Annotated in this window: 12 protein-coding genes; 9 read left to right on the plus strand and 3 right to left on the minus strand. The window is 59.3% G+C overall.

Annotated elements, in window-relative coordinates:
- Window positions 1-112 precede the first annotated feature (112 nt).
- The 9 genes from LB541_RS23065 (at window position 113) to LB541_RS23105 (ending at window position 9,389) form a co-directional block, all read left to right on the plus strand.
- On the plus strand, window positions 113-1,474 hold the full coding sequence (locus LB541_RS23065) for a polysaccharide biosynthesis/export family protein (RefSeq protein WP_224619691.1): 1,362 nt from the start codon (window positions 113-115) through the stop codon (window positions 1,472-1,474).
- Window positions 1,471-2,133, plus strand: a complete 663-nt coding sequence (locus LB541_RS23070; RefSeq protein ID WP_140513509.1) for a sugar transferase — start codon at window positions 1,471-1,473, stop codon at window positions 2,131-2,133. The genes LB541_RS23065 and LB541_RS23070 overlap by 4 nt, the downstream gene beginning before the upstream one ends.
- The gene (locus LB541_RS23075) at window positions 2,130-2,807 is read left to right on the plus strand and encodes a PIG-L deacetylase family protein (protein WP_140498445.1); all 678 of its coding nucleotides are present in this window, start codon (window positions 2,130-2,132) and stop codon (window positions 2,805-2,807) included. The genes LB541_RS23070 and LB541_RS23075 overlap by 4 nt, the downstream gene beginning before the upstream one ends.
- A gap of 22 nt (window positions 2,808-2,829) precedes the next feature.
- Window positions 2,830-4,005: a DegT/DnrJ/EryC1/StrS family aminotransferase gene (locus LB541_RS23080; RefSeq protein ID WP_140498446.1), complete on the plus strand. Its 1,176-nt coding sequence runs from the start codon at window positions 2,830-2,832 to the stop codon at window positions 4,003-4,005.
- The gene (locus tag LB541_RS23085) at window positions 4,002-5,012 is read left to right on the plus strand and encodes a thiamine pyrophosphate-dependent dehydrogenase E1 component subunit alpha (RefSeq protein WP_140658153.1); all 1,011 of its coding nucleotides are present in this window, start codon (window positions 4,002-4,004) and stop codon (window positions 5,010-5,012) included. Before LB541_RS23080 ends, LB541_RS23085 begins: the two co-directional genes overlap by 4 nt.
- A 3-nt stretch (window positions 5,013-5,015) precedes the next feature.
- On the plus strand, window positions 5,016-5,948 hold the full coding sequence (locus LB541_RS23090) for an alpha-ketoacid dehydrogenase subunit beta (protein ID WP_140498448.1): 933 nt from the start codon (window positions 5,016-5,018) through the stop codon (window positions 5,946-5,948).
- 6 nt (window positions 5,949-5,954) lie between these two features.
- On the plus strand, window positions 5,955-7,049 hold the full coding sequence (locus tag LB541_RS23095) for a NeuD/PglB/VioB family sugar acetyltransferase (protein WP_140498449.1): 1,095 nt from the start codon (window positions 5,955-5,957) through the stop codon (window positions 7,047-7,049).
- A gap of 326 nt (window positions 7,050-7,375) precedes the next feature.
- Window positions 7,376-8,560: an acyltransferase family protein gene (locus tag LB541_RS23100; RefSeq protein WP_140498450.1), complete on the plus strand. Its 1,185-nt coding sequence runs from the start codon at window positions 7,376-7,378 to the stop codon at window positions 8,558-8,560.
- A 97-nt stretch (window positions 8,561-8,657) separates the two neighbouring features.
- Window positions 8,658-9,389: a cysteine hydrolase family protein gene (locus tag LB541_RS23105; RefSeq protein ID WP_140561291.1), complete on the plus strand. Its 732-nt coding sequence runs from the start codon at window positions 8,658-8,660 to the stop codon at window positions 9,387-9,389.
- Between the two features lie 128 nt (window positions 9,390-9,517).
- Here LB541_RS23105 and LB541_RS23110 read toward each other — a convergent pair whose 3' ends face one another.
- The 3 genes from LB541_RS23110 to LB541_RS23120 all read right to left on the minus strand — a co-directional run bounded on the left by LB541_RS23110 (window position 9,518) and on the right by LB541_RS23120 (window position 13,280).
- Window positions 9,518-10,279 carry a Crp/Fnr family transcriptional regulator gene (locus tag LB541_RS23110; protein ID WP_140498452.1) on the minus strand — a complete coding sequence of 254 codons (762 nt, stop codon included), beginning with the start codon at window positions 10,277-10,279 and terminating at the stop codon, window positions 9,518-9,520.
- A 131-nt stretch (window positions 10,280-10,410) separates the two neighbouring features.
- Window positions 10,411-11,190 (minus strand): response regulator transcription factor, encoded by a 780-nt coding sequence (locus LB541_RS23115; protein ID WP_224619692.1) that lies wholly within the window; start codon window positions 11,188-11,190, stop codon window positions 10,411-10,413.
- A 440-nt stretch (window positions 11,191-11,630) separates the two neighbouring features.
- Window positions 11,631-13,280, minus strand: a complete 1,650-nt coding sequence (locus LB541_RS23120) for an FAD-dependent oxidoreductase (RefSeq protein WP_140525315.1) — start codon at window positions 13,278-13,280, stop codon at window positions 11,631-11,633.
- Window positions 13,281-13,373 lie beyond the last annotated feature (93 nt).

Genomic DNA, 13,373 nt, shown 5'->3' on the forward strand with positions numbered 1-13,373 from the left:
AATTAGGTGGGAACCAGACCGAAGGTTGTCACCGCTCCACCAAAGGTATGACTCATTGTCCTCGCGCAGGTGTCGCTAGGGTCTTTGCAGGAAAATTCTATGGTGGGCTTCCATGGCATCTTATTGCAATGCGGCGCGGAGCAGGCGATCGACAGGCGCGTGGACCAGTACATTCCTTGCGAAAGCACTGGGATTCGCCAGTATTGCGATCCTTGCGGTTGCGGCGATTCTGATTTCCCAGCTTGATGCCTGGGCCGCGGCGGACGATGACTACAAGGTTTCGGTCGGCGATGTGGTGTCGTTTGACTTCATCGACGACGCGCTTCCCGCCGAACAACTCACGGTCGCCAGCGATGGCGCGATCAACATTCCGCTGATCGGCAGCTTTGAAGTCGGCGGCCTGACGGTGCCCGACGCCTTGAGTCGTATCCGTAAGGCATTCATCGAGCGTGAACTCTTCAATGACCCGCATATAGCTCTTGCGGTGGTGAGCTTCCGCCCGATCTTCGTCCTTGGGGATGTAAAGGCGCCGGGCTCGTTTCCTTACCAGCCGGCACTGAATGTGGAGCAGGCGGTGGCGCTTGCGGGCGGCCAGTCGACCGGGGGAGCCACGGCGGAGGATCGCGTCGTAACACGCGCCCGGTTGCGCGGAGCTCTTGATGAAAGCGTGGTGGAGATCGCCAAGGAGGCGGTCGCCGCTGCGCGCATCAAGGCCCAATTGGCAAACAGCGACAAGATCTCGGAACTGGATCTGCCTGCCAAGATCAAAGGCCTCATGAACGCCAACTTGCTCGCGACGCTGCTTCCTACCGAGCAGCGCATCCTTGAAGCAGATCAACATGCGCTGACGACACGTCGCAAGCAGCTCTCGGCGGGGATCGAAGAAGTGAATGTTGCCCTCGCCAATGTTCAACAGCTTTCGGACATACAAAAGACAGTGATCGCTTCGGCACAGGCGGATCTCGATCGCATCAGGGGCCTTAACAAGAAAGGTCTCGTCACAATCACAGACCTCTCGAACGCCGAGCGCGAAGCGACCACGCAGCAATCCCATCTGCTTGAAATCTACAATCAGGCATCGACGGTGCGCCGCGAATTGAGCCAGTTGCAGCGCGACCTGGATGACGCCACCCAGACCTGGACACACACGGCGCTGACGGATCTCCAGGCCCACAACTCTGAAATCGAACGCCTGATCGCGGTTCGAGAATCGACCGAGGAACAGATCCTGCTGTTGAGCTCGCTGGCCGCGGAGCAGACACGCAGCAACAACTCCATCACGTTCACCTACCAGATCCGCCGCAAGGTAAATGGCCAGACCGCCACAAAGGTGGCGACCCTCGACGATCCGGTTGCGGCCGGAGATACGATCCTTGTGTCAATAAACCGCCTGGATAGCGCCCAGGACACGACAAGCCGTTCAGCCACTGCCTTGGCGACGACCTCTTCCGTCCAGGTCGGACCGTCGCAATGATCGGCCTCAGCACCCCAACAGCACGTTCCGGCGGCTGGACTGCGCGCGTTCCGCTTGGCCGGGCCATACCAAGCCGTATCGCAGCGGTGATCCTTTTGGTTCTCAGCCTGCCGCTATGGCTCGTGGCTGCTGCCATTGTCTGGGTTAGTGTCGGCCGTCCATTGTTTTTCCGCCAGTCTCGCAGCGGGCTGGAAGGTCGCCCGTTCGTGATCTGCAAGTTTCGTACGATGCACGAAGGGCGAGACGGAAATGGCATGCTGCTCCCCGACGCCTTGCGTGAGACGCCGGCCACGCGGCTGATGCGCTCCGTCCGCATCGATGAGCTGCCGCAGCTTCTCTCGATCGCCAGGGGGGACATGGCCTTCATGGGGCCCCGTCCGTTGCTCCCGGCCACCATCGCCGAATTCGGCGAGCTGGGGCGTATTCGCGGCACGGTCCGCCCCGGCCTGTCCGGATGGGCACAGGTGAACGGCAATACCCGCCTCACCAACAGCGAAAAGCTAGCGCTCGACCTCTGGTATGTGCGCAACCGCAGCCTGTGGCTCGATCTACACATACTGGTTCTGACTGTCCAAGTGGCACTGTTGGGCGAACGTGTCGACCGCCGCCATGTCGACCATGCTTTGAAGGCTATGCCCGCCGGGACGGTCCGGCCATGAACCCAGCACTCGGTCGACTTCTGGTGATCGCACCGCATCCTGATGATGAGGTCCTGGGGTGTGGCGGCACGATAGCCCGGATGGCTGCGCAAGGCGCAGAAGTTCATGTCGCAGTGGTTACGCGAGGCAGCCCGCCCGCCTTCACAGAGGAGATGACGGAACGGGTTCGCAGCGAGGCCAAGGCGGCGCATGCCTGTTTGGGCGTGCAACAGACGCATTGGCTTGATCTGCCGGCAGCGCAGATCGCCGAGACGCCGCACGCGACGCTCAACAGGGCGCTGCTGACCCTGTTGCGGGATGTCGTGCCGGATACGTTGCTCATCCCTTTCGTCGGTGATGTGCACATGGACCACCAGCTGATCTTCCTGTCATCGCTGGTAGCGGCTCGCCCGACCCAATCTCAATATCCGCGGACGATCATGGCTTACGAGACCGTCTCCGAAACGAACTGGAATGCCCCCTATGTGACGCCGAGCTTCGTGCCGAACGTCTTCATAGATATCGCATCGACGCTGGACCGCAAGCTCGAAGCTGCGTCGATGTTCGCCTCACAGATCAGAGATTTCCCGCATGAGCGTTCGATCGAAACCTTGCGGGCGCTTGCGATCGTCAGGGGCACCGCCGCCCATCTGAGGGCGGCCGAGGCCTTTGTCCTTCTGCGAAACGTCATTTGAATCCTAGCTGGAGTATTCTGCGATGAAACGCTGGCCAATCTACGACGAAGAACAAATAACCGATGTGGTAGAGGTTTTGCGATCCGGCCAGGTGAACGCCTGGACCGGCGACCATGTGAAGACCTTCGAACGCGCCTATGCGCGCAGCCTCGGCCGACGTCACGCGGTGGCGCTGGCCAACGGCTCGCTCGCGCTGGATCTTGCGATGAAGATTCTCCACATCGGCGCCGGCGACGAGGTGATCGTCACGCCCCGCAGTTTCGTCGCCTCCGCCGCCTGCGTCATGTTTGCCGGTGCCACGCCCGTTTTCGCGGATGTCGACCCGAGTTCGGGCAACCTTTCCGCCGAGACGATTGCGCCGAAGATAACGGCTCGAACGAAGGCAGTGATCGTCGTGCATATTGCCGGCTGGCCGTGCGATATGGCGCCGATCATGGAACTCGCAAAGCGCAGCGGCATAAAAGTCATCGAAGATTGCGCCCAGGCGCATGGAGCCGAATACAACGGACGACCGATTGGCTCCTTCGGCGACATAGCGGCGTTCTCGTTCTGCCAGGACAAGATCATCACGACGGGCGGCGAAGGTGGGCTTGTCGCAATGGACGACAAGAAATTGTGGCTCGCTGCCTGGAGCCTCAAGGACCACGGCAAGAACTACGATCTGGTCTTTGCCCCCCATAGGGCGACAGGGTTTCGCTGGCTGCATGACAGCATCGGCACCAACTGGCGCATGACATCAATCCAGGCAGTGCTTGGCTTGCGGCAGCTCGAGCGCCTACCCGACTGGACTCGCCAACGCGAGCGAAATGCCAGCATCTGGATGATGACGCTTGCTGAATTGCCGATGCTGCACGCGCCCCAGCTCGGTTCGGAGCATAAGCATGCCTGGTACCGATGCTATTTCTATATCAAGCCCGAGATGCTGTCCCCCGGATGGTCGCGCGACGAGTTGATTGCGGCTATCAATGCGGCCGGCGTCCCATGCTTCTCGGGAAGCTGCTCTGAGATCTATCTTGAACATGCCTTCGCGGACGCCGGGGTAGCGCCGCCCGAACGTCTGCCGATCGCACGGCAGCTCGGTGAAACGAGTATGGCTTTTCTGGTCGACCCGTCCTGGACGACCGAGGAGACCATGGCTGCCGCGTCGACGGCGCGGTCAATCCTTGTTACGGCTTCGCGCCAGCTCGAGGCAGCATGACAAAGGAACGCGCGATCAGGAAGGATGAAACCGTTCTAGCGTCTTCTCTGGCAGAGCTGCAGATAGTGACGTCGTCAGCAGCGCGGAACCTCACCCTTGCCCCTACAGAGCGTGGTTTGCTCGGATTCGAACTGCCAGCCGCGGTTCGATTTTATCAGCAGATGATGCTCATCCGGCTCGTGGAGGAGCGCTTGCTCGATCTTTTTTCCCAAGGTCTCCTGTTCGGCACGACGCACACGTCCATTGGACAGGAAGCCAATGCGGTTGGCGTGATAAACGCTCTTGACCGGGACCGCGACATTGTCTGGAGCAACCACCGCTGCCACGGTCATTTCATTGCCTATTCGGGCGAAGTCGAGGGCCTGATAGCCGAGATCATGGGGCGTGTAACCGGCATTTGCGGCGGACGCGGCGGCAGCCAGCACCTGTGCTTCCGCAACTTCCACTCCAATGGCATCCAAGGAGGCATCGCACCCGTCGCAGTTGGTAGTGCGCTGGCGCGAAAGGACGAGGGCGCCGTCGCAGTGGTGTTCCTCGGCGACGGCACGATGGGCGAGGGAGCCGTATACGAGAGCCTGAACCTTGCGTCTGTTTTCGCCGCCCCGGTGGTCTTTGTGATCGAGGACAACGAGATCGCGCAGACGACGCCCAAGCATCTGACCGTCTCCGGTTCGATCGTCGCCAGGGCCGAGCCGTTCGGCGTCCGCACATTCGCCTATGACGGCAACGATCCGATCGCGATATATGAGCTCGCCCAAGAAGCCGTAGGCTATGTACGCGCCGAATCCCGCCCTTGCTGGCTCTACTTGCGAACCGAACGGATCGGCCCCCACAGCAAGGGAGATGATACGAGGCCGGCGGAGCGTCTTGAGCAAGCTCGAGCCAGAGATCCCATACCCCCGATGCGCCAGCGCGTTGCCAACGCCGATGAGATTGACGCCTACTGCCTGAATGTCGTGGACCGCGCGGTCGAATCCGCCGCCGCGGCCGCCTTGGCGCGGGGTTGATCCATGCGTGTCGTCGAATCGATCAATCGCGCGCTACACGATCTCATGGGAGCCGATCTCCGTCTGGTGATTTTGGGTGAGGATGTTCTTGACCCCTACGGTGGCGCCTTCAAGGTCACCAAGGGTCTTTCGTCAGCCTATAAGGACCGTGTCTGGACCACGCCGATCAGCGAAGGCGGCATTGTTGGCATGGCGGCAGGCATGGCCATCAAAGGCCGGCCAGTGATCGTCGAACTCATGTTCGGAGACTTCATAGCCCTTGCTGCCGACCAGATCATCAATCACGTCGCCAAGTTCCGTTGGATGTACAACGACCAGGTTGAGGTCCCCGTCATCATCCGCGCTCCCATGGGCGGACGGCGCGGCTATGGGCCGACGCACTCGCAAAGCCTGGAAAAGCATTTTTGCGGCGTGCCCGGGCTGACGGTGCTTGCCACTCACGAGTATGCCGATCCTGGTACGCTTCTGCATCGGGCCTTCGCGTCGCGATCCCCTCACCTGATCATCGAAAACAAGGTGATGTATTCCAGGCCCGTGCTCGGACCCGACGCGCTTCCACGCCCGGCGGATGCAGATGTCGTGATCCTGACATATGGAGGTTGCGTCGAGCACGCTGTCGCGGCCGCAAAGAAACTCGCGCAAGAGGAGGAAATCGCGACCACCGTGGTGGCCGTCGAACAGCTGTCGCCCTTCCCTGGCGATGAGGTCCGAAGCCAGGTCGGCAACTGCACGCGTGTGGTCGCGGTGGAGGAAGGCTCTCCCGGCTGGGGCTTCGCGTCGGAGTGTGCGCGCGCGCTGATCGGCCGGGTCAGGCACTTCAGCGCATTGACCGGGCCCGATCACCCCATTCCCTCAAGCCGCGACTGGGAGGACGATCTGCTGCCGGGTGTGAACGCCATCCAGGCGGCCTGCATCGAGCTGTTCCAGAAAGGCTAAGCGTACATGACCGTGCTTGTCGAAGCCCCGCGGGTTAACGCCAACGAGGACAATCTCCAGCTCATCGAGATTCGGGTCGCACAAGGTGAAAGGGTCGAACAAGGCACCATTCTTTTCGTGCTTGAGACCACCAAGGCCGCAGTCGAGGTAGATGCTCCGGAGGCAGGAACTGTCGGCCTGCTGGACATCAAGGTCGGTGACTTCGTTCCTGTCGGCGCAACGCTTTGCAAAATCATCGACGAAAATTCGAATGTCGTTGTCGGGGAGACCAGCGCGGCCGATGTCGGGGCCAGCGAAGTCGCGATAACGGCTAAAGCCCGCAAGGCCGCATCCGAGCTCGGGGTCAACCTTGCGGACGTCATTCCGTCCAATGGCCGCATTGGCGAAGCCGAGGTGCGCGCTGCTGCCGGTCGCCGATCCGCCGCCAAGAGAGCCGAACCGGGCGAGCCGAGTTCCGTCGCTTTCTCCAGGCGGGCCGTCATCATCGGCGGCGGCGGCCACGCCGCCTGTTTGATCGATGCTCTCGATGGTGCCGGATACGATATCCTGGGCTGCACCGATCAAGCGTTGCCCGCCGGCCACCACGTCTGCGGCGGTATTTCGGTGATCGGCACGGAAGACTGCCTGGAGCGTTTGCTTGCGGAGGGCACGCGCTATGCTTTCATCGGCATCGGAGGCGCCCAGTCAAGCCAGGTGAGGCGGGCAATGTATGAACGCGCCACCGCAATGGGCTTCGTTCTGCCGCCTGTGATCCATCCTTCCGCGATCGTCTCCAAGGCGACCAGGATTGGACATGGCTGCCATATTCTGGCCGGCGCGAGCATCGGTCCGCGCTGTACGATCGGTAACAACGTCATCGTCAATCAGGGGACTATAGTCTGCCACGACAGCGTCGTTCAGGACAATGCGCACCTGACACCAGGCGCTATCATAGCCGGCGGAGTGGGCATCGGAGCCTTGACCGTCGTGGGAATGGGCGCAACGGTGCTCCTGGGCGTCCAGATCGGCGCCGACTGCCTGATCCACAACGGCGCGCACATCAGCGCCAATGTCGCAGACAACACCATCGTCGACGCGCAGGGCCGCCGCCATCTCCGCTAATGCATGTCGCCCAAGGCGATCTCCGGCTCGAGAAAGCGACATAGCGGGGCGGTTCGACGGGGCGGCTCTCGTGGCTGCGGCCGAGGGTTCGCCAATTCCGATCGGTGTCAGTCAAGCCGTACTTCGGTTGCGGTCCAGCGATCGCCCGCAATCAGCATCGGGCCTGGGTTAAATCAGTCCCGCAATGCGGCTGTTAGTCATCCGGTGGAGTTTTTCTGCGGCAGCCCACTACTTTTGGGCGGGGGTGTCCTTCGAATTCCCGAGCATTGCGAGACCTGGGATGGTGTACGGTGAAATGGTCTGCGGGATCCAACTTGAAGGCTCAGATGACCGTTGCACATCTCCATCCTCAGAACTCATCGGGTCCGCAGCATTTTCCCGTCGAAGCGTCAGCGAAGCCGGCTGGCGACAATTCGTTCAATGTAGCCGCGCATGGGTTGCGCGGCATTGCTTCTCTTATGGTCTTCTTCGCTCACCTCCTGGGCGGCACGGCGGAGCACGTCTACGCCTCCAATTCGGCCTATGTCGACCGCATTACGCCCTTCTGGAATTTCGGCACCTTCGGAGTCTGCCTTTTCTTCGTAATCAGTGGCTTCGTCATCCTGCCCAGTGCGATACGCTATAGTCCCGCTCAGTTTGCTGCCCGACGGTTCCTGCGCCTCTACCCTCTGTTTTTCGCGCTAAGCCTGCTTTTCATCTTGCTGAACGCAACCACCAACTTTTATCCCGAAACCAACAATCTCACAGCGGTTCTGGCAGGACTGACATTCCTGAACCTTGCAACCCATACCGAGCAATTGACGCCGAACGCGTGGAGCCTGACCTTCGAGGTCTGGTTCTATGTGTTTACGGCAGCGTTCGTTTTCCTGACGGTTCGTCGCCCAACCAGACTCGGCACAATTGCGCTCGGTCTTCTCGCGGCGCTCTTTATCGCCCGGTACCCGATCGCCTTGTATTTTCTTGCCGGCGGGCTGATCCGCCTTGCCTACGATCGATTTGAATGGGTAAACCGGGGCCGCCATCGGCTTGCCGAGAGCGGGGCGCTGGCAGCTTGCGTCTTTCTCGCCAGCCGCGGCCATTACGACTATCACTGGTCCGATTTCCAAAATGCCGAGCTTCCCTTGCTCATGGTCGCGACGGGGCTCTACTTCTGCCTTGCAGTGTCGCGGAACAGCTTGACGGCACTACTCCTTGGCAATCGGCTGCTTCGATACTTCGGAACGGTGAGCTACAGCCTGTATCTGGTGCATCCCTACACGTATCTTCTGACACGCTCGCTGTTTTCCCGCGCCCATCTTTTTTCCGGCAATGTTGTCCTATCGATGAGCGCCTTCATTTTGGCGGCGGCGGCGATCACCTGGGTGCTGACGCATTTCGCGAACCGAACGCTTGAGCTGTGGCCCTATGAGTTTGTCTATCATCAGAAGATCTATCGCTCGGCCTCGCAGCCAAGCGCGATGCGGCTTTGGCTGGCGTCAAATGCCAAACGTGCGGCATGGCTAAGGGGGTAGGATCGCCGTTGCGCGGCGGCCTGCGGCTTTTGAGGCGGATAGATAGCAGACTGGTCGTAACCACTGTTGTTAGGCTGCAAGCAGGGATGAGGACGAAATGCATCCATTTGTCATCGACGCCAAGCCTCAACCTATTTCAATTGATCCCGCTGACGCTGCCGTACTCGTCGTGGACATGCAGAATGACTTCGGCTCCAACGGTGGAATGTTCGACAGAGCCGGAATCGATATCTCCGGGATTCAACGGGCTGTAGGCCCTACTGCCAGCGTAATAGCTGCCGCTCGCGAATTGAGCATGCCCATCGTCTACCTGAAGATGGGATATCATCGCGACCTCTCGGACCTTGGAACGTCGGACGCCCCCAACCGTATTCGACATCTCCAGATCTTCGGGGTGGGCGCGAACATGACAGCCCCGGATGGCAGCGAGAGCCGGATTCTGATCCGCGACACCTGGGGAACAGAGGTCGTCAACGGCCTCAAGCCACAGGCAGGGGATGTCGTCCTCTATAAAACGCGATTCAGCGGTTTCTACGAAACCGAACTCGATTCTGTTCTGAAATCCGCAGGCGTCAAACACCTCATCGTGACAGGATGCACGACCAGCGTGTGTGTGGAATCGACAATTCGGGATGCCTTCTTCAGGGACTATCGCTGCATACTGCTGACGGATTGCACCAGCGAGCCCATCGCTTGGGACGCCCCAAGGAGCAATCATGATGCCTCGATCACGCTCGTTCAGATACTCTTTGGATGGATATCGACGTCCGACCAATTCCTGAAGTCGGTCGCAGAGCGAGTTCACGGTCGTCTTGAACTAGCCGAATGAGCAGGCGAAGCTGCCTATCAGTCGCCTTGGAGCACCGCGGCTGCCGCTCAGGGCCAGCGTAGATCAAGCCCAAACACAACCGACGTCCCGACCACTCTCGAAAGGTGCCCCGACGCATCGCCTACGATTTAGTCGTCCGACTTTGCCACAAGATCGGCGATACGGGATACATCAGGCACGTAAAGCTCTTTGGCGTGGCGCAGCACGAGTCCGATGTTTTGCAGGTAGCTCAACTCGCGTGCCACCGCCTCGCGGTGGGTGCCAATGCGGTGGGCCAGATCCGTATGGGTCGGGATAGGAGAAATCCTCGCCGAACCGTCGGCTCCGATGTCTTCAGCGCATAAGCGCAGCAACTCCTTATGCACCCGGGACCGAACGTTGAGCGTCGAAAGCTCAACGATGTGCTCGACAAGCACCTGCTGACGTTCCACCAACAATTGTACAACCGCATGCAGGGCTTCAGGATCCTGCTTGACTATGTCCAGAAAGGCACGACTGCCGATCGAAGCGATAGTGCATGGTCCCGCCGCTTCGACCGAATATGGCATCTGGATGTCGCCGCTCAAGGCAATTCCGTTAACAAGCGAGCCACGATGCGCAGGGGGGAGCGACACAATCTTGCCATTGCGGGTATAAACGAGCGCTCGAAGCTCGCCCTCGAGCAGAAAAAAAAGCCGGTCGACACTTTCGCCGGCCGGGACCAGGACGTCCCCTTCATTGAGATGCAACCAACGACAGCGGCGGTCTATCTCGATCAGCGTGGACGACTTAACATTGCTGAAATGCTCGATATTTTTCAAATCCGGCCCGTGCATATGGTTGGCATCAGCTACGGAGGTGATCTCCCCGTCAGTCTGCGGGCCTGGATATCGAACGGGCGGTTGTTTCATCCTGGGTAGCGCCCCCTTGCAAAGGTTCGCAGCCGCTTCCGTTGCGGCTGCTCCCCAAACTCAAGCAAATCACATCTACTAAAACGGTCCGTCAAGAACCATTACTCGTTGAGTGAGGCGGCACCCATATTTCAATTCCGTATGGCAATCCCTTCATACGGCGTTGTGTTGAGTATGTAGGCGACTTCGGTACGGTTTCTCGCACGAAGTTTTTTCATGACATTCCGAATGTGTACCTTGACCGTACTTTCACACATGTTGAGCTCGTACGCGATGACCTTGTTCGCCTTTCCTCGACGCAATGCCTCGATGACAGACATCTGACGCGAGGTAAAAGTGTTGTCTCCGTGCGGCTGCTGCTTGGTCGCGGACTGACCGTCGGTGACGGCGCGTCCTGAATGAAAGAGAACACTGGGCGGGACGAAAGTTCCGCCCGCCGCGACAAGGTGGATGGCCTTGGCGGCCACCTGCAACCTGACGCTGGTAGGAATATAGCCACGCGCGCCGTTTTCGACCACTTTGAGAATGTCCTCAAAGTTCTCGATATCCGATAGGATGACCACCCCTACCTCGGGCCTGGTCGCTTTCAGATGGCCTATCTGGGAAAGATGATAGTCCGCCTGGGAGTTCGACCACATCACACACATCAGGACCGTCGAAACTCTCTGCGTTTCTTCGGGATCCGCCATGTCGAACGCTTCGACCGACGCGTAATGCTGGATATGAAATGATGGCTCGATGATTTCGAGGCTTCTGCTGAAGCAGTCACACATCAAAGGCCGGCCATCGATGATTGCAATCTCGATTCCCTCTCCCGAGGACGGTGAGAGACGATTGACGTCGAGAATAGATGGATATTGATCAAGATCAGTTTTGTCCGTCCGATCATTCGCAGGCAAAAAACTTGTCATGACTCACCCCCGCGCAAATCTCGCCCCAACGGAGATTTCGCTTTTAAACCCATACCTTAACACTTTAGTAATAGCTTGTGGACCGGAGGTGGTGGTGTGACAAAACGCACAGCGCGGCCAAAATTTCGGTTTCCTCAAGCAATCAAAGTGAAAAAGTCGTGATTGCAGTATTATAGTTGGCTTCGAAGTCCATGCGCTTACCAATAGGGGGTAGCTACGGAAGTAGCGGTCATCCAGAATCGTTACGACAAAGAGCTGAACAGGGGTGGCTATGTGAGCCGTTGGTCAGACCTTCGCTCAAAACGCGCACACTTTCTCGGCAAAGCGTAAAATTACATTCAGGAGCCGGCATATTCCATATGGCGGACCTGCGGCATGAGACGTCGCAGCCTGCTCCCTTTCCTCGTCGATTGACCGCTTTGGCGAAGGTGGAGGCGAGCTTATTCGAGGCTTTGCCGCAAGTGCTGGCCCAGTCTGATAGCGAGCGCGACAATGGTGAGGGTGGGCATGTCGTTGCCTCCGGTCGGGAAGACCGAGCTGCCGGCGACGAACAGATTTGCGAGGCCGTGCACCTGGCACGAACTATCGACCACGCCGGTTCGCGGGTCGTCGCTCATCCTCGTCGTGCCCATGTGGTGTCGAACCCAGTGATATGGAATGTCTCGCTCCCCCGCCGGGTTTTTGTCCTGGCCTGGATGAATGGCGCTTCTATGCCCCAGCCGCTTCATCTCTTCAGTGATGATCGCCTGGACACGCTCAAGCGTCCGTCGGACGAGAGGCCCCACGTTCCATTGCAGCTTCACACGGGGCAGACTGAACTCGTCGAGCCTTGTATCGAGCGTGACGCGGCTTGCCGGATCCGGTTCTTGTTCCAGTATCGTGTCAAAATGAAAATGCCTTGCACGCCGACGTGAGTGCCAGATCCGTTCGAAACCTGCCGATATTGCTCCCGCCGGATGCATCAGGATAGTTCGGCCGCATTTGATAAGGTCGCGATGCAGCCGGCCTCTCCGCAGCCAGAAGGTAAGATACTGCAAAGCTTCGGAACCATCCATATGATTGACGCAAGGCCCAGGCTTGATCCATGTGCGGGAATCGAGGAGGCGCTCGCTTGCACGTATTTCGGGCCGCAGCGCCAGTCCGAATGCATCATTGGTGCCGCGGTTTTCAGGCGACAATCCGGTCGTGCGGGTCCAAGGCACGTGGAGGTCTATCATGTTGTCGGGCTGGCTGACTTGCAAGCTTCCCCATTTTACCCGGGGATGCTCCATGAAATAGCGGCCAACCAGGTCATACTGGTTTCCTATGCCATTCGGCGCCTGTCGGTTTGAAACAAGGAGCAGGCGCGCGTTTTCGATACCGCCGCAGGCCAGCACGAAAAATCGCGCAGCAATCTGGAACCGTTTGTTCGGCGTTCTCGCTACCTCGATGGAGCGAACCCGCCTTCCGCAGTCGTCGGTGTCGAGCCGCAGCGCCGTGGCATGCAGCACGACCTGGACGTTTTTTGCGTCCTGAAGCTTCTTGCGAAGCGTTGCTCCGAGATCCGGAGTGGGACTGAGAAAGCAGCGTTCCGAAAAGAGCGGCCCGTTTTCAGGCATGACCGCGGAAGTCGGCCAATCGGTCAGCAGGTCGTCGATTCCGAGCAGGCGGGCTGCGGTCTCATAATGGGGTAGTAATGATTTATGGGCGACGGGCCAACCACTCAGGGGTATCCAGGGCCGGTGCTCGAAATCGCCATGGTCCAACATCTTGCACCATCCGCCCCAACCAGCCTTGCCTGTGCTCCCGCCGAACTGACGAAGGCGGCAAAGATCAAGAGCTTCGTAAGGTTGACCCACGGACAGCCCGCGCGACAGCCGTTGGCGCCAGTGCTCGTACGTCATGCCACCGCTTTCGATGACGCATATGCGATGCCGCGTGCCTTCTAGTTGTGATGCTATCGCCAGGCCGGCGGCACCCGCTCCCACGATGCACACATCCGCCTCCAGGCGCATGCCTTGCGGAAACGCGTTGCAATCTTCAATCATGGCGTCGATCGGGCATGGTGTCGATCGGGACCAGCAATTGCACGCCTGTGAGAGCGTGGCCATTTGCGCCTTGCCCCCAGCCCCATTTGACTGTTGGTCCCGCTGGCATCGGGCGGGCACGTCAAATTTGTGATCCGAAGAAAACAAATGTCACGA

The sequence above is a fragment of the Mesorhizobium sp. BR1-1-15 genome, assembly GCF_020165475.1.
In the GTDB taxonomy this organism is placed as follows: domain Bacteria; phylum Pseudomonadota; class Alphaproteobacteria; order Rhizobiales; family Rhizobiaceae; genus Mesorhizobium.

Coding starts and splice junctions, on each gene's coding strand:
- LB541_RS23070 (WP_140513509.1), top strand. CDS start 1,471: ATGATCGGCCTCAGCACCCCAACAGCACGTTCCGGCGGCTGGACTGCG.
- LB541_RS23090 (WP_140498448.1), top strand. CDS start 5,016: ATGCGTGTCGTCGAATCGATCAATCGCGCGCTACACGATCTCATGGGA.
- LB541_RS23110 (WP_140498452.1), bottom strand. CDS start 10,279: ATGAAACAACCGCCCGTTCGATATCCAGGCCCGCAGACTGACGGGGAG.
- LB541_RS23120 (WP_140525315.1), bottom strand. CDS start 13,280: ATGGCCACGCTCTCACAGGCGTGCAATTGCTGGTCCCGATCGACACCA.
- LB541_RS23100 (WP_140498450.1), top strand. CDS start 7,376: ATGACCGTTGCACATCTCCATCCTCAGAACTCATCGGGTCCGCAGCAT.
- LB541_RS23115 (WP_224619692.1), bottom strand. CDS start 11,190: ATGACAAGTTTTTTGCCTGCGAATGATCGGACGGACAAAACTGATCTT.
- LB541_RS23085 (WP_140658153.1), top strand. CDS start 4,002: ATGACAAAGGAACGCGCGATCAGGAAGGATGAAACCGTTCTAGCGTCT.
- LB541_RS23080 (WP_140498446.1), top strand. CDS start 2,830: ATGAAACGCTGGCCAATCTACGACGAAGAACAAATAACCGATGTGGTA.
- LB541_RS23095 (WP_140498449.1), top strand. CDS start 5,955: ATGACCGTGCTTGTCGAAGCCCCGCGGGTTAACGCCAACGAGGACAAT.
- LB541_RS23065 (WP_224619691.1), top strand. CDS start 113: ATGGCATCTTATTGCAATGCGGCGCGGAGCAGGCGATCGACAGGCGCG.
- LB541_RS23105 (WP_140561291.1), top strand. CDS start 8,658: ATGCATCCATTTGTCATCGACGCCAAGCCTCAACCTATTTCAATTGAT.
- LB541_RS23075 (WP_140498445.1), top strand. CDS start 2,130: ATGAACCCAGCACTCGGTCGACTTCTGGTGATCGCACCGCATCCTGAT.